The organism is Bacillus sp. 11C, from assembly GCF_055486375.1.
This window is the reverse complement of the sequence record NZ_JBUPVZ010000012.1, coordinates 91882-107226: the sequence shown is the minus strand read 5'-3', so window position 1 is coordinate 107226 and position 15345 is coordinate 91882. Positions and strand designations below refer to the sequence as shown.

14 protein-coding genes and 2 pseudogenes are annotated in these 15345 nt (G+C 45.8%); 5 read left to right on the top strand and 11 right to left on the bottom strand.

The genetic code is table 11. The annotated features are described in order from the left end of the window. Positions 1-21: 21 nt before the first annotated feature. From ACY3LV_RS16295 to thpR, 3 genes are read right to left on the bottom strand one after another with little or no spacing between them, the layout of a single operon-like run. A complete protein-coding gene (locus ACY3LV_RS16295) occupies positions 22-951 on the bottom strand; it encodes a YegS/Rv2252/BmrU family lipid kinase (protein ID WP_148962367.1) in 930 nt (309 codons plus the stop codon). 48 nt (positions 952-999) lie between these two features. Next, complete coding sequence (locus ACY3LV_RS16290) at positions 1000-1914, bottom strand: hypothetical protein (protein ID WP_148962368.1); 915 nt, start codon at positions 1912-1914, stop codon at positions 1000-1002. Between the two features lie 25 nt (positions 1915-1939). Continuing rightward, positions 1940-2491 (bottom strand): RNA 2',3'-cyclic phosphodiesterase, encoded by a 552-nt coding sequence (gene thpR / locus ACY3LV_RS16285; protein WP_148962369.1) that lies wholly within the window; start codon positions 2489-2491, stop codon positions 1940-1942. Positions 2492-2639: 148 nt separating this feature from the next. Between thpR and cysK the strand changes: the two genes are divergently transcribed. Next, positions 2640-3575 (top strand): cysteine synthase A, encoded by a 936-nt coding sequence (cysK, locus tag ACY3LV_RS16280; RefSeq protein WP_087992847.1) that lies wholly within the window; start codon positions 2640-2642, stop codon positions 3573-3575. A gap of 31 nt (positions 3576-3606) precedes the next feature. Here the strand turns inward: cysK and pepV are convergent, their stop codons facing one another. After that, positions 3607-4998 (bottom strand): dipeptidase PepV, encoded by a 1392-nt coding sequence (gene pepV / locus ACY3LV_RS16275; protein WP_464864176.1) that lies wholly within the window; start codon positions 4996-4998, stop codon positions 3607-3609. 96 nt (positions 4999-5094) lie between these two features. Between pepV and pbuO the strand changes: the two genes are divergently transcribed. Beyond that, entirely contained in the window at positions 5095-6393 is a 1299-nt protein-coding gene (pbuO, locus tag ACY3LV_RS16270; protein ID WP_087992849.1) for a hypoxanthine/guanine permease PbuO, read from the top strand. A 38-nt stretch (positions 6394-6431) separates the two neighbouring features. On the opposite strand, the pseudogene ACY3LV_RS16265 reads toward pbuO, so the two are convergent. Together ACY3LV_RS16265 and ACY3LV_RS16260 are read right to left on the bottom strand one after the other, a co-directional pair. Beyond that, positions 6432-6542, bottom strand: a pseudogene (locus ACY3LV_RS16265) (hypothetical protein); the annotation flags it as partial. After that, a pseudogene (locus ACY3LV_RS16260) lies at positions 6537-6617 on the bottom strand (ABC transporter ATP-binding protein); the annotation flags it as partial. The pseudogenes ACY3LV_RS16260 and ACY3LV_RS16265, both read right to left, overlap by 6 nt. Positions 6618-6912: 295 nt before the next feature. Here ACY3LV_RS16260 and ACY3LV_RS16255 point away from each other — a divergent pair. Then, positions 6913-7134, top strand: coding sequence for a DeoR family transcriptional regulator (locus ACY3LV_RS16255; RefSeq protein WP_003152337.1), 222 nt, complete (start codon positions 6913-6915; stop codon positions 7132-7134). Positions 7135-7461: 327 nt separating this feature from the next. On the opposite strand, the gene ACY3LV_RS16250 is transcribed toward ACY3LV_RS16255, so the two are convergent. Together ACY3LV_RS16250 and murJ are read right to left on the bottom strand one after the other, a co-directional pair. Next, positions 7462-8181: a pseudouridine synthase gene (locus ACY3LV_RS16250; protein ID WP_464864175.1), complete on the bottom strand. Its 720-nt coding sequence runs from the start codon at positions 8179-8181 to the stop codon at positions 7462-7464. Positions 8182-8250: 69 nt separating this feature from the next. Continuing rightward, complete coding sequence (murJ, locus tag ACY3LV_RS16245) at positions 8251-9885, bottom strand: lipid II flippase MurJ (protein ID WP_333517347.1); 1635 nt, start codon at positions 9883-9885, stop codon at positions 8251-8253. Positions 9886-10090: 205 nt separating this feature from the next. Here murJ and ACY3LV_RS16240 point away from each other — a divergent pair, with 205 nt between their 5' ends. Then, on the top strand, positions 10091-11353 hold the full coding sequence (locus tag ACY3LV_RS16240) for a BaiN/RdsA family NAD(P)/FAD-dependent oxidoreductase (RefSeq protein ID WP_202327715.1): 1263 nt from the start codon (positions 10091-10093) through the stop codon (positions 11351-11353). A 190-nt stretch (positions 11354-11543) separates the two neighbouring features. Beyond that, positions 11544-13076: a glycine betaine transporter OpuD gene (gene opuD / locus ACY3LV_RS16235; protein WP_148962375.1), complete on the top strand. Its 1533-nt coding sequence runs from the start codon at positions 11544-11546 to the stop codon at positions 13074-13076. 40 nt (positions 13077-13116) lie between these two features. Here the strand turns inward: opuD and ACY3LV_RS16230 are convergent, their stop codons facing one another. The 3 genes from ACY3LV_RS16230 to ACY3LV_RS16220 form a co-directional block, all read right to left on the bottom strand. Continuing rightward, positions 13117-13299: a sporulation protein Cse60 gene (locus ACY3LV_RS16230; protein ID WP_087992855.1), complete on the bottom strand. Its 183-nt coding sequence runs from the start codon at positions 13297-13299 to the stop codon at positions 13117-13119. Positions 13300-13366: 67 nt separating this feature from the next. Continuing rightward, a complete protein-coding gene (locus ACY3LV_RS16225; protein ID WP_464864174.1) occupies positions 13367-14032 on the bottom strand; it encodes a YesL family protein in 666 nt (221 codons plus the stop codon). Between the two features lie 19 nt (positions 14033-14051). Continuing rightward, positions 14052-15338 carry a Gfo/Idh/MocA family protein gene (locus tag ACY3LV_RS16220; protein ID WP_333517350.1) on the bottom strand — a complete coding sequence of 429 codons (1287 nt, stop codon included), beginning with the start codon at positions 15336-15338 and terminating at the stop codon, positions 14052-14054. Positions 15339-15345: the final 7 nt, after the last annotated feature.

Sequence of the window (15345 nt, the reverse complement as noted above, 5' to 3'; positions counted from 1 at the left end):
GCTCTCTCCTCCAAACACGTTTTAAGTTTTAATCCTTAGGGGTGAAGGACTCGATGCCAAACGAAACGGGGTGGTGCCCATGATTTCTCCGTCAGCATGAAACGGAATTTTGTCCTTCGTGTAAAACGTAATGTCCTTTGCTTTAAACATCGTAACGCCGTCCATTTTGATATGCTTACCAAATGCCATCAGACATAATAGCCAATATTTTTTCAAAAACGGCTGATTTTCAACGATCACGATATCAAACGCCTTTTCGCGCGGATTTGCAAGAGGTGCCGCCTTCATGCCGCCCCTGTAGAATGGGTGGTTGGATACGACCGCAAACCAGACATCATGAAATTCTTGTGTTTCTCCTTCAACTGTACAGGCTAACGAAAACGGCTTAAAGGTGGCGGAGGCGCGCAAATGAGAAAGCGGATAAACAAGAAATCGAAGGCGCAAAAAAAGAAAAACCCGTCTTAACGGAAATTCCAGCGCCTTTTTATTGACATATGCGTCAAACCCGATCCCGATATGATTCATAAAATAAAGAACCTGCGATTTATCCTGAAAGAAATTGACGCTCCCTAAATGAAAGGATCGGGTTAACGGACGCTTCTGCTTCCTGATTTCGTGCATCAGATCCATTTTTTTGATAGAGAATCCCCGCGAAAAATCATTATACGCGCCCGCCGGCACAAAGCTCAGTTCAATATCGTCAACATCTTTCAGCCCGTTGACAACTTCATGCATAGTTCCGTCTCCGCCAATGACAATCAGCCGCTTCAGTTTATATTCCTGTATCGTTGAAATCTGCCTGGCGAGCACCTCGGCGTGCCCCGGATGTTCAGTTAAAAATGAACGATGCTCAACCTTGCGTTTGATCAGTTCCTTTTGAATGGACTTCCAAACACGCAGGCCGTTTCGGCGGCCTGCTGTCGGATTAATAATAAAAAACCAATGGCTCATCTTTCTCACCTGCTTATGTTATGAGAAAACCGCTCATATCGTTCTCTTTCACTCCAGCCACTCTTGTCTGCGATAGGAGTCAGACATGCAGTAAGACAGCAGAGCCTTTGCAGCCTTTACCTGATGATGTTTAATCGGGGCAGTGTTTTTCTTCTGCCGCTCAATCCATTCTTCCGCTCCCCGCTTATCCGCTATTTCTAAGCCGTATGGCGGCTCCGGATAATCGATGTACGACGTTCTGCTCAGAAGCAATTTTCGAACCGGAATATCAGCCTGTTTTTCCTTTATGATGTTTGAGACAACGGATTCCGTACGAAACAGGCTCAGCCCCGGATTTAACACTGATGCTTTCTGAGAAGCTGTTTTCTTCTCCCAAAAACGATTTTTAGACCCTATGTACACACTGTCTTCCTCCGCCTCTAAGAAAGAAACGCAATAAATCTCAAGGGGAGAAATAATCACAATGCTTAATTCAACCGCCGCCTGCTGAATTTTCAGCACAGGCTTATACATAACGAAATAAGAATCAGGCAGCTGCTGGGTCAGATAACGCAAAATGCGGTCCTGCTTCACCTGGTTTGAGAGATGGGATATTTCTGCAAGAGTAGAGCTAGCCCATTTGAGCTGAAATTCATATAAATGTCTTTTATAAAAGGAAGCAAGCGCCATCCTGCTCTTCGGCAGCCTTACATGTAAATTGTCTTCTTCCTCAAACCATCGGTGTCTCTCTTCTTGTATATCGGCTTTTATCTCTTCTTTTCTTCTTTTCAAAGAAAATTTTTTTCGTTTCTGCACCGGTTCCGGCTCTTCGGCACTGGCTTGTTTTTCTTCATGCTGGCGCTCCGCTGCCTCTAATAGTGAAAGCCAGCGCTCTTTTTTCAGCCGTACAAACTGGTTTATATAATGGTACGGATCAAGCTCATATCTTGATATATAATCATGAATTTTGATGATTTGTGCCATGTTTGTTTCTCCACTCCGCAATGAATTAAGTTAAATGAAATTTGAATAGTTCCTCATACTTTGGTGATTGATTCAAGTGTATTTGAAAAAGCGAGAATCGTTCAGCCATCATCGAAACCTCGCCGCTTTCAAACGGGACATGTGCCGGAAATCCTTCTTCGCCTGTCCATTTTCTGGCCAGCGTCATATGAGGGTGGTACGGTCTCTTTTCCACTTGAAAGCCGGCTTGAAGAACAGCCTGTTTTGTATGTTCCCGCAGCATTTCAAGTGTTTTGTTTTTCTTTGGCTCGAGGTGTAAAACACGCGGCCTTCTGCGGTCGCCGAATACATCAATTTTGCCAAACTCAATCGGAAACGGATTGGTTTCTGAAGCAATCGCAGCTAGCGAGCCTTCAAGCTGCTGGATTTGTGTCTCATCCGCCGCTCCGAGAAAAATCAACGTGATATGATAGTCAAGCGGGTGCACCCATTTTTGAAACGTCAAAACCGGCTCGTTTTTCGCAGCCTGGTTTATCGGATTCGCAATTCCCTCAGGAATGGGAACGCCGATGAAATAATGAGGCCGTATATCTGGCATCCGTCTGACACTCCCTTCTGTAACAGCTATTATTTTATCAATAAAGAGGCTGTGCGGATAGAGGAACAGTGCATGAAAACACTCTCGCACAAACGTTTATTATGTTAGGATATTATACGACACTTGTTTTATTCAGAAAGGAATGACAATGTTGAAAATCGTTGAAAATACAGCTGATCTGATTGGAAATACACCGCTTGTGAGATTGAATCGGCTTCAGCCGGAAAACGCGGCACAAGTCTATTTAAAGCTTGAATTTTTCAATCCGAGCGGCAGTGTGAAAGACAGAGCTGCTTATCATATGATGATAGAAGCAGAACAAAACGGTTTGCTCAAACCGGGATCAGTGATTATCGAGCCGACAAGCGGAAATACCGGAATCGGACTCGCCATGAATGCGGCGGCTCGCGGCTATAAAGCGATCTTAGTTATGCCTGATACGATGACGAAGGAACGAATCAACCTTCTTAAAGCTTACGGTGCAGAGGTTGTATTAACACCCGGAGCGGAAAGAATGCCGGGCAGCATCAAAAAAGCGAAGGAGCTTGCTGAACAAATTCCGAACAGCTATATCCCAATGCAGTTCGATAACACCGCAAATCCTGACGCGCACCGAAAAACAACGGCGCCTGAAATTGCCCGGGCAATAGAGGAAATCGGAAAGCCGCTCGGCGCTTTTGTCGCCTCTTCCGGAACGGGAGGAACCATTACCGGAACAGGTGAAGCGCTCAAAGAGCTTTTCCCGGATATCACAGTTCATGTTGTCGAGCCCGCGGGTTCGCCTGTATTATCCGGAGGAAAACCCGGCGCACATAAGCTTGTAGGGACGAGCCCAGGCTTTATTCCTCCGATTTTAAATCAAGACGTCTATGACGAAATTATTAAAATCTCTGATGAAGACGCCTACACGACAACAAGACGCCTTGCTGCAGAAGAAGGAATTCTTGTCGGGCCCTCATCAGGTGCTGCCTGTTTCGCGGCAATCGAAACAGCGAAACGCCTCTCTCCTGACCAAGTCGTGGTCTGTATGACAGCCGATACGGGAGAACGGTATTTATCAACTGATTTGTGGTCATTTGTTTAAAAAAAGACGGGCTTCAGAAGAAGCCCGTCTTTTATTTTGCAAGTTCGTAGATTGCCTGCGCATATAAAGCTGTCGATCTCAGCAAATCATCAATTTCAATATATTCATCCTTTTGATGTGCACTGTCAGGACGTCCAGGGAAGAGCGGGCCGAACGCGACACCTGCTTTTAAAGATCTGGCATAAGTCCCCCCGCCGATTGAGATTAAATCAGCTTTTTTGCCCAGCTGGCCTTCATAAACCTTTTGCAGGGTTTTGACTAACGGATGGTCTGCTGACACATGATGCGGCTTGCTGTCTTTGAATTCTCCCAGCTTAAATTCAGATGCGCTTTCGAACGCATCACGGATCACTTTGCTTTCCGCGGTCACAGGATAGCGGATATTGATCCCGAGCTCGCCTCCTTGTCCTTCCGTATAGCGAAGCGTTCCGACATTTAATGTCAGCACGCCGCTGATGTCATCTTCACAATCAATATTCAGTTTCTTCCCTCTCGTATCACCTGAAAACTTGTCTGTGACGACTTGCACAAATCGCTGTCCTGCTTCGTCAAGCTCAGCCTGCTGCAGAAATTCACACAACAAAATGCCGGCATTGATTCCATTGTTCGGTTCCATCGCATGGCAGGAAAGCCCGTACATACGCAAAATGAGCTGACCGTTCTCTATGCCAGCTTCTCCTTTTTGATCCTTCGTGCAAAGCATATCTTTAAATGAAGCAAGAATCTCTTCTTTTTTCAGCCCTTCAATGACAGCTTCAGCGGCATCAGGCACCATGTTCAAGCGAAGACCCGACTGAAATGAGACAAGCATTGCCTCAGAATCGGCTAGGTTTGAGCTGGGCGGGATAAGTAAAGACGCATCAATGATCCCTTTTTCCGCGTTAATAATCGGAAAATCGGCGTCAGGCGCAAATCCCAGTGTCGGCATTTCTTCATGCTTGAAATAATGCTCTACACATCTCCAATCGCTTTCTTCATCTGTTCCGATAATGATTCTGACGCGCTTGGACAGCGGCAAATTCATGTCTTTCACGATTTTCAGCGCGTAGAATGCGGCCATTGTCGGACCTTTGTCATCAATGGCCCCCCTTGCATAAATCCGTCCGTTACGGATATCAGCTGAAAACGGATCACTCGTCCAGCCGTCTCCGGGCGGCACGACGTCAACATGGCATAGTACGCCGACAATGTCATCGCCCTCGCCCCATTCAATATGACCTGCGAAGCCGTCAAGATTTTTTGTTGTAAAGCCTTCTTTTTCTCCAAGCTCCAGCAAGGAAGTCAGACTGGCGTTTACTCCGTCTCCAAACGGTTTGCCGGTCCCTGCGGTTGTTTCATCCATTACACTGTTGATTCTCAAAAATTCCTGTGTATCACGAATTAAATCCTCTTTTCTTCTGATCACTTCAACTTCCCAGTTCATAACGTTCCCCTTTCCGCAAGAAATCACTTGCAAAAACCAAATAAAACGAATAATATTAATGGTGTTTTGTTAAAACGTTCGTAATTGGAGGATACTATGTTTCATCTAAAAGAGCAGAAAACATCCATAAAGCAAGAAATCATAGCAGGGCTGACGACCTTTTTCACAATGGTCTATATCGTCGTGGTCAATCCGGTCATTCTGGCTAACGCCGGGGTTCCTTTCGACCAGGTTTTCACCGCAACCATTATTGCCTCCATTGTCGGAACGCTGTGGATGGCCCTGGCAGCAAATTATCCGATTGCTATTGCGCCCGGCATGGGCTTGAACGCTTATTTAGCCTTTCATGTCGTAAGCGCCAGCGATGGCGGCATCACATACGCCACAGCTTTCAGCGCCGTATTTACAGCAGGGGTTCTCTTCATTATTCTATCGTTAACGCCTTTAAGAAAACAACTTATTGAGGCAATTCCAAACAATTTAAAATACGGAATCACAACAGGCATCGGGCTGTTTATCGCTTTTATCGGTTTGCGGCAGGCGGGAATTGTGGCCGCTGATGAGTCAAACTTGGTTACTCTCGGCGATTTGCATTCACCTGGTGTTATTTTAACGCTGATCGGGCTTTTGATCAGTGTGGTCTTGATGGTCCTGAACGTAAGCGGTGCCTTATTTATCGGAATGGCAGCGACCGCTTTGATCGCCTTTTTTACCGGCCAGCTGCATTTACCGAAGGGGTTAATGTCGCTTCCTCATTTGCCAGACGGCCTGATCATTTCAAATCCGTTTTCCGCTTTTGGCGATGTTGTACATCACGGCCTGTACGCTGTTGTCTTTTCTTTTCTTCTGGTCACGATATTTGATACAACAGGCACGATGATCGGTGTTGCTGAGCAAGCCGGGCTGATGAAAAATAACAAGCTGCCGAACGTGCGAAAAGCGCTGCTGGCTGATTCAACGGCGACAACAGTAGGAGCGGTTTTCGGCACAAGTCCAACGACGGCATTTATCGAGTCATCCGCTGGTGTCGCAGCCGGGGGAAGAACGGGGCTTACAGCTTTGACTGTTGCGGTGCTGTTTGCGGTTTCAATGTTTTTCAGTCCGCTTGTCAGTGCCTTATCCGGCATAGCCGCCATCACCTCTCCTGCTTTAATTATCGTCGGCAGCCTGATGATGCGCTCGGTGTCCAATATGAACTGGAAAGAGATGGACGAGGCATTCCCTGCGTTTCTCGTCATTCTGTCGATGCCTTTGACATCCAGCATTTCTACAGGAATCGCGCTTGGCTTTATTTCGTATCCGATTGTAAAAGCAGCGCGGGGAAAATGGAGAGAGATTCATCCGCTCGTGATCGTTTTCGCTATTCTATTTTTCATCCAGCTGTTTATTTTATAGCACATACAGAAAACCCAAACGTCAGCCGTTTGGGTTTTTTATGTAAACAATAAAGAGACAGCAGCCGCTAAAAAACAGCATACGGCAAATGCATAGTGCAGGGTGTTGATACAGCTTTTTCTGGCCCGGTAATACTCATCACTTTCCTTAAAAACATCGGTGAGCACTTTTTTTCGGCTCGTATACCCCGCCTGTTCTATTGAAGCCTCAAGCATTTTTGCCAAATCTCACTCCTCCTCCAAAATTTACTACGAAACAGAATAAAAAAAGTTTCTTTAACCATAATAATATTGTGCCGAAATACATAGTAATCCAACAAGGATGGCTGCCCAGCTCAAATTGGAAAAAATTAATAGGAGTTATCCCTAGATTCATCACTGCGATATCGTGTATAATGAGGGCGAAATATCTAAGAACTATAATATAAAATGTCTGCCTTTGTTGCTATTTCGTACGCAGTTGATAGTCGTGAGTTGTGGTTAGTCAAGTCCATCCGATCTTATGATAGGGAGTGGTTTTTTGAAACCTTCAACAAACCGTATGCTAACTCGAATTAAATCAGTTTACATGTTTATCCAAGAAAAAGGCCTTGTGACAACACAGGAACTGGTTGACGAATTCGGCATTACACCTAGAACAATTCAAAGAGACTTAAATGTGTTGGCATATAATGATCTTGTTCATAGTCCAAGCCGTGGCAAGTGGGAGACAACGAGAAAGAAAGTAAAGATCACATCATAAACATTGAAAATTACATAGGGCCGCCTGAGAGCGGCCTGATAGATACAGGGCGAAGAACCTTCTGAGCCTTGTTTTTGTGTGCTTACTTATATATAAAAAATCCCGCATTAAAATGCGGGATTTCAGATTGTTGACAAAATGCTAAAACGGTTTGTAGTTTTAGCATTTTGTCATCTTTTCAGCGTGATTGAAAACCCTTGAAGTCTAGGAAAGGCGAGCATTGGAGCAGAGCGAATGTTTTAATTCGTGAGCACCAACGCGCAGACTTGACAACGAATGCGAGGGTTTGTCGACACGCTGAAATCCCGCATTAAATGCGGGATTTCTTCATGCCTGCGGTTCATTCAGCCAATGAAGTTCTTCTTCTGTAAGCTCACGGTATTCTCCCGGTGACAAGGCAGGATCCAAGGAAACACACCCCATTGATAACCGCTTCAGATAAATCACTTCATTGCCGACCGCCTTTGCCATCTGCTTGACCTGATGGTATTTTCCTTCCGTAATCGTCAGGTATATCACGGTATTGCCGTTGTCGTTTGTCTTGATTTCCGCTTTTGCCGGCTTTGTTTGATAGCCGCCTTCTATGTAGACACCCGCTTCTAAATCCGAGATGTCTTCCGGTGAAATCTGTGATTGTAAATGGACTTCATACGTTTTTGGAACATGCTTTTTAGGCGATAGGAGCCGATGTGCCAGCTGGCCGTCATTGGTGAGCAGTAAAAAGCCTTCTGTATCCTTATCAAGCCTGCCGGCGGGAAAGGGTTCAAATCTCATCTCTTCCGGCGTCAGCAGATCGACCACTGTTTGCTGACGGCTGTCCTCAGTCGCCGACAGCACTCCCTGCGGCTTATTCATCATGAGATAAATGAACTCGCGGTAATCAACCGGTTCTCCGTATACGGTAACCTCTTGCGTATCAGGATCAACGTGCGCCTTTACATCTTTGGCCGGTTTGCCGTCGACCATGACGGCCCCCGCCTTCACAACGGTTTTGACTTCTTTTCTGGAACCATATCCGCTGTTGGCAAGCAGCTTATCAAGTCTCATTCCCGATCTCTCCTTTATAAAAGAAAGCCCGCAGCATGCGAGCCCTCTGTTTCTTGATTATCTAGTCCATCAGCCGGCATGTCTGCCTTTCTTTAAGAACCCGGGCAAGCGGCGGCCTAATATTTTCTGCAAAAATCCTATTCGGTAACCGCAATACAGGTAGACAGCTCCGCCAACAGCGGCCGCAATGACTACAACGATCGCAGCTTGCACTTGACCATCCTGGTAGGAAATAAAGAAGCTTAATAGCCACTGTACGATTTTCACGGCTATCCCCATAATGGCTGACAAGACCAGCATCAAAACAGTCCGTTTGACTAATATCTTATACGAATAGCCCGCGTGGCGTTTGATCATGATAAATCCGTATAAAAGCGACGCGCTATATCCAAGCGCCGTCGCTAAAATCGCACCGTCAGCCTGCATCAGCTTGATCAGCGGAACATTCAGCACAAGTTTGATCACGACGCCGATCACAAGGCTGACAACCGCAAATTTTTGTTTATTGATGCCCTGCAGAATCGCTGCGTTGACCGTAAATAAAGAGAACAAAATCGCGACTGGCGAATACCAAAACAGAATGTTTGCCCCCAGTTCAGGAAGAAGGCTCTCTGATCCGTAAAAGAACGTATACGTCGGTCCTGCCAGTACTGAAATCCCAACAACTGCCGGAATAATTAAAAACAGGATCGTCTGCATCGTTTGATTAATCTGCTGATTCAACAGCTTATAGTTTCCGCTAGTAAACGATTCAGTAATCGTTGGAATTAATGTCAATCCAAAAGCTGTTGCAAGGGAGACCGGAATCATCACGAGCTTCTGCACATACAAGGTAAGAATCGCCATCATGTCCTGGCTGATGGCTTGATGGCCGGCTTCGATCATCGCTTTGTTAAACGTATTTGTATCAATATAGTTATACAAAGGGATGGCTAGTCCGACAAAAACGTACGGAGCGGCATAGCTGAACAGCTCGAGAAACATTTTCTTGTAGCTTAAGTTTGCTGTCGGCCCCGTATTCGGCATCATCGCCAGCAGGCTGCCCTTCCGTTTATTCCAATAAATATACAGTACGATCAGTCCTCCGAAGGCGCCGATCAGCGCTGCGAAGGTCGCATAACCTACAGCGATCACAAGGCCGCCGTTCAAAACCTTCAAGATCAAGAATGTCGCACTCAATAAAAAGATGATGCGGACAATCTGTTCAACAACTTGGGAAACAGCCGTCGGCCCCATCATTTGGTGCCCTTGAAAGAATCCACGGACAAGGCTCATAATCGGCACGACCAAAAGCGCTAAGCTGACCATCCGGATGACATAAACGACATGATCAATTGTCAGGCCGTTATTATCCTTGCCTCCCAGCGATATTTCCGCAAAAAACGGAGCTGATAAATACAGAATGAAAAAGGCAATCATACCGGTGACAAGCATAATCGACATACCCGCCTTAAGCATTTTTCTGCTTGTTTCATAGTCCCCTTTGGAATTATATTTGGAAACAAATTTAGAAACGGCGGCTGGAAAGCCCATCGTGGCAATATTCAAAAATAATGTGTATTGGTTGTATCCATATTGAAATAATGCACCGCCTGTCGCCCCGACCATAATGCTGAAAGGAATTAAATAGACCATTCCGAGAATCCGCGATATATATGTACCGAGCGTTAACACAAACGTGCCTCTTAACAGTTTGCTTGACATGTTTCTTCATCACCATTTTCTACGAAGATTCAACTTTTCTATTTTACCACAACTGGGCATTTAGACGGTAATAAATACAAAAGCAATCTTGTGAACGATTCAGGTTCGCCGCAAAAGACGTTTAAGGAGAGGCTTTCTTTCGCTATAATAGTACTGCGGGCGGGGTGTCCGCAGACGAAACAGAAAAAGAAAGTTGATGATAAAGATGAAACAGTATGACGTTATCGTAATCGGCGGAGGCCCTTCAGGTTTGATGGCCGCAATTGCAGCAGGAGAACAGGGCGCTGATGTTTTGCTGATAGATAAAGGAAATAAGCTAGGCCGGAAACTCGCGATTTCCGGGGGCGGCCGCTGCAATGTGACGAACCGCCTTCCTGTGGAAGAAATTATTAAGCACATTCCAGGCAACGGCCGTTTTTTATACAGCGCGTTTTCTGAATTTAATAATGAAGACATTATCAAGTTTTTTGAAAATCTCGGCATTCAATTGAAGGAAGAGGATCACGGCCGGATGTTTCCTGTGACAGACAAAGCGCAAAGTGTCGTCGACGCGCTGTTAAACAGGCTGAAACAGCTGCGCGTAACCATTCGAACGAACGAGAAAATTAAATCTGTCATCTATGAAGATGGACAGACAGCAGGGATTGTGACGAATAACGGCGAAATGATCCATAGCCAGGCAGTCATTATCGCTGTCGGCGGTAAAAGTGTGCCTCATACCGGAAGCACGGGAGACGGCTATGAATGGGCTGAAGCTGCAGGCCATACGATTACAGAGCTGTTCCCGACAGAGGTTCCCGTCACATCTTCCGAACCGTTCATTAAGCAAAAAACACTTCAGGGCTTATCACTTAGAGATGTTGCCGTCAGTGTGTTAAATAAAAAAGGCAAACCGGTCATCACACATAAAATGGACATGCTGTTCACCCATTTCGGCCTCTCAGGACCGGCCATTCTCAGATGCAGCCAATTTGTCGTGAAAGAGCTGAAAAAACAGCCGCAAGTGCCGATCAAAATTGATCTGTATCCTGATATCAATGAAGAAACGTTATTCCAAAAGATGTATAAAGAACTGAAGGAAGCACCGAAAAAAACCGTTAAAAACGTGCTGAAGCCTTGGATGCAGGAGCGCTATCTTCTATTCTTGCTCGAAAAAAACGGCATCTCTCCGAACGTATCGTTTTCCGAGCTGCCAAAGGAGCCTTTCAGACAATTTGTAAAGGACTGCAAGCAGTTTACCGTACTCGCAAACGGCACACTGTCTCTTGATAAGGCATTCGTCACAGGCGGCGGGGTATCTGTAAAAGAAATTGACCCGAAAAAGATGGCTTCTAAAAAAATGGAGGGGCTGTATTTGTGCGGTGAAATTCTGGATATCCACGGCTACACAGGGGGATACAATATTACCTCCGCCCTTATCACAGGAAGGCTTGCGGGGCTCAATGCCGGTCGCTTCGCCCGCTCTTGACCAGACCTTTCAATTTTTTACAAAACGCTGAACATTTGAAAATTCTCCGCATTCATGGTACGGTGAGACTTGTTTTGTTTCACCTGATTGCGGGGTAATTTTAAGAGAGGAATGATCTGCCATCGTACGACCATACTAAGCCTGCGAGCAAGATATAGGCGTACACAAAAAATTTAGAGGGTGAGAATATTTGAAAAATATATCTAGTGTATTTTGGATTGTGATTGTGATCACAGCTGCTGCTGTATTGTGGGGCGTTGTGTCTCCTGACAGCCTGCAAAACGTAACCCAATCCGCGCAAGCTTTTATCACCAATTCGTTTGGCTGGTATTATCTTTTAGTTGTCTCATTATTTGTCGGGTTCTGTCTCTTTTTGATTTTCAGCCCGATCGGAAAAATTAAACTCGGTAAGCCCGATGAAAAACCGGAATTCGGGTTATTATCATGGTTTGCCATGCTGTTCAGCGCAGGCATGGGGATCGGCTTAGTATTCTACGGTGCGGCTGAACCGATCAGCCATTACGCAATTAGCTCTCCATCAGGTGAAACAGAAACCCCCCAAGCCTTCAGAGATGCGCTCCGTTATACGTTTTTCCACTGGGGTCTGCACGCTTGGGCCATCTATGCCGTTGTGGCATTATGCATTGCATATTTCCAATTCCGAAAAGGCGCTCCTGGATTAATCAGCAGCACGCTGTCACCGATTCTCGGTGATAAAGTAAACGGCCCGATCGGAAAACTGATTGACTGTATCGCTGTTTTTGCCACAGTCGCCGGGGTAGCGACAAGCCTTGGTATCGGGGCAACTCAAATCAACGGCGGATTGAATTACTTATTTGGTATACCAAATAACTTTCTCGTTCAATTTATTTTGATCGCTGTTGTTACTATCCTTTTCTTGGTTTCTTCGTGGTCCGGACTCGGAAAAGGCATTAAGTATTTGAGCAACACCAACATGGTATTAGCTGGACTGTTAATGCTGTTTGTGCTGTTTGCCGGGCCTACCGTATTGATTATGAACTCTTTTACAGATTCTATCGGACAGTATATACAAAACATCGTGCAAATGAGCTTTAGACTGGCGCCGTACGATCCTGAGAAACGTGAATGGATTAACGGCTGGACGATTTTCTATTGGGCATGGTGGATTTCCTGGTCTCCATTTGTGGGCATTTTCATCGCCCGGGTATCCAGAGGACGGACGATCCGTGAATTTTTAATTGGTGTCTTGGTAACACCATGTATTCTCGCGTTCCTATGGTTCTCTATTTTTGGCGTATCGGCTATGGATATTCAGCAAAAAGGCATCTTCAATGTAGCGAAACTGTCAAGTGAAACGATGCTGTTTGGAACACTCGACCACTATCCGCTGACGATGCTGACATCTATTATGTCATTGATCCTGATCGCTGTGTTCTTTATCACGTCTGCCGACTCCGCAACATTTGTGCTCGGTATGCAGACGACATACGGTTCATTGAACCCGGCCAATTCAGTAAAATTCAGCTGGGGCATCATTCAATCTGCCATGGCTGCTGTCCTCCTTTATTCCGGCGGACTTTCCGCTTTGCAAAACACAGCTATACTCGCGGCGCTGCCGTTTTCTATCGTCATTCTGCTGATGATTGTCGCTCTTTATAAATCATTGGCAAAAGAAAGAAAAGAGATCAGAAAAGCAGAGAAGCTTCAGAAACCGAGAAGCCCGAGAGTGAAGAAGGCTTAATCACAAAACAGATCTTTCCGCTTGTGCGGGAAGATCTGTTTTATTTGCGATATAGAATAAGGGCTGAAAAACAGTAAAGCTGCTCGCCGTCTGGGTCGCACGCCGCCGAAACCGTATATTTGATATCAATCAGCTGTTCCTCCGCTATCCCTTTTAAAAACGAATTAATTTCCGTCTGTAAGTCTTTTTCATGCTCTTCATCAAATACCGCCACCTTCAGCATCTTATCCGCTCTCCTTTCTCTATCAATCTATTCCGCTTGGAACAGCGTTATGATAGAGAAATCTTGATTACCTCGTCTCCGGATAAAAAGCCCGTGTATGGCGTTTCTTCTGCGGCTCATCTTCTTGCCGCTCCACTTTGAGGAGCACGGCATAAACAATTCGCATATGACAGTAGCTGATCAGGCTGACGCTGAAAAAAGGGACAATGCCGGGCAGGTACGCAAGCAAGAAAAAGAGAGCGACAGTCAGCGCCAGCATGACGAGCGTATATTGCAAATACGCCACACTGAGCAAGAGCGAAAACTTCACATACAGACGTTTTTTCCATTCAAAATGGACAAGGAGCGGAAACACATAAAAAAGCATGGATACGAACAAAAATCCAAATATCATAATGGCAAAGCGGAGGACATGCAGAAGGAAATGGCTCGGATAAATAAATGCCAAATCGATATAAATGATCAAGCCGATGATCACCAGTACAGCGCCGATCAGATTTGAACGGAGAAATTCAGCCTTGTATTCTCGCCAAAACGTTTTTAAAACAGGGATGTTATCCTGCCCCTGAACCCATTTCCGCATGACAGCGAATAAAGCCGCGGTCGCGGGCATGATGCCGAACAGCCCGAGACCGATCAGCGTAAAAAACAGCCAAAGCAAGTTTGTATACGCAAATCTCATGATCCACTCACAGAAGCGCAGCACCCGCCCCATTGAACCATCATGCTCCACGGAGGTCCCTCCTTTTCCATTATACATTTTGCATCTGAAACAGCCTCTTAATGTTGATCGGCTTCTTTTCGGCAACCGAGCGCCACATCCCCTCACCAACCGCGATGGAGTAGGCTCCTGCTTCAGCTCCGGCTAAAATGTCATAGCGGCGCAGCGGGTCTTTTCCTAAAAAAAGATCCTCAAGCAATAACGGATCACCCCCGCCGTGCCCGCCCTCGTTTTTGACCACTTGTATCGTCTGCTTTGATTCAAAAAGCGGATAGTATTCAATCGTCTGCTCAGGAAAAGCAAACGGAATTCTGGAAGGCTCGTGAAATTCATTTGATTCGATACGCCCTTTTGTGCCATTGATCGTCAGCCGGTAGCCTTCATACGGAGCGGAAAATATGATCGAGTAGCTTAAGAGCGCACCTCCGTCATATTTCACAGCCGCCACGTACGTATCCTCAATGTCAATCTCCTCGTCAAAAATACACGCGTCAGGCCTGTACGCTGTATACAAGCTGGACTGGTCACCCGCTTGAAGATGATCATCCTTTACAGAGGCTATAGAAGAACGAGAATGCCATCTTGAATAGTAATGACATTTTTCTTTAACCCCGCACGTTCCGCAAAAACGCCCGTCTTCTTCCGGCAGCGGGTTCCACTCACTGTCCGCCCCATAGTAATTCAAGGCGCCATAAGCAAATACCTCAACCGGTTTTTGCCCGAGCCACCAATTGACGAGATCGAAGTGATGTGTTGATTTATGGACAGAAAGACCGCCGGAAAATAGCCTCGACCGGTTCCAGCGTTTAAAATAACTGGCACCGTGATACGTATCAATATACCAATTCAAATCAACAGAGGTGACCCTGCCTATTTTTCCATCCAGAATCATTTCTTTCATTTTCCGATGAAACGGGCTGTAGCGATAGTTAAACGCGACGGTGACTTTCCCTTTGCTTTTCGCCTCCGCCTCAAGCACCCGATTCGCATCCCGCACCGTCGTCACCATTGGTTTTTCTGTCATCACATCCGTATCCCACTGAAGGCTTCTTAAGATATATGTGACATGTGTGTCATCCCTGCCTGCCACAATGACAATATCAGGCTTTGAAACACACATCATCTCATCAAAAGCATCTGCGTTGTACTCCGGTACGTGGGCAAGCTCGGGAAACCTCTTCTTGCAAACGGCAAAACGTTTTGGATCGGCATCCAGCAATCCCGTAATCTCATATTGTGTTGAAAACCGCTCCATCAGCGGTTTGATAAACATACTGAGCGCTCTGCTGCTCACTCCGCAAATGACGATGTTCTTCAATGTCCTC

Excerpts from the sequence above, each read along its gene's own strand:
- ACY3LV_RS16295 (WP_148962367.1), bottom strand. The coding sequence starts at position 951 with ATGAGCCATTGGTTTTTTATTATTAATCCGACAGCAGGCCGCCGAAAC.
- ACY3LV_RS16290 (WP_148962368.1), bottom strand. The coding sequence starts at position 1,914 with ATGGCACAAATCATCAAAATTCATGATTATATATCAAGATATGAGCTT.
- thpR (WP_148962369.1), bottom strand. The coding sequence starts at position 2,491 with ATGCCAGATATACGGCCTCATTATTTCATCGGCGTTCCCATTCCTGAG.
- cysK (WP_087992847.1), top strand. The coding sequence starts at position 2,640 with ATGTTGAAAATCGTTGAAAATACAGCTGATCTGATTGGAAATACACCG.
- pepV (WP_464864176.1), bottom strand. The coding sequence starts at position 4,998 with ATGAACTGGGAAGTTGAAGTGATCAGAAGAAAAGAGGATTTAATTCGT.
- pbuO (WP_087992849.1), top strand. The coding sequence starts at position 5,095 with ATGTTTCATCTAAAAGAGCAGAAAACATCCATAAAGCAAGAAATCATA.
- ACY3LV_RS16250 (WP_464864175.1), bottom strand. The coding sequence starts at position 8,181 with ATGAGACTTGATAAGCTGCTTGCCAACAGCGGATATGGTTCCAGAAAA.
- murJ (WP_333517347.1), bottom strand. The coding sequence starts at position 9,885 with ATGTCAAGCAAACTGTTAAGAGGCACGTTTGTGTTAACGCTCGGTACA.
- ACY3LV_RS16240 (WP_202327715.1), top strand. The coding sequence starts at position 10,091 with ATGAAACAGTATGACGTTATCGTAATCGGCGGAGGCCCTTCAGGTTTG.
- ACY3LV_RS16230 (WP_087992855.1), bottom strand. The coding sequence starts at position 13,299 with ATGCTGAAGGTGGCGGTATTTGATGAAGAGCATGAAAAAGACTTACAG.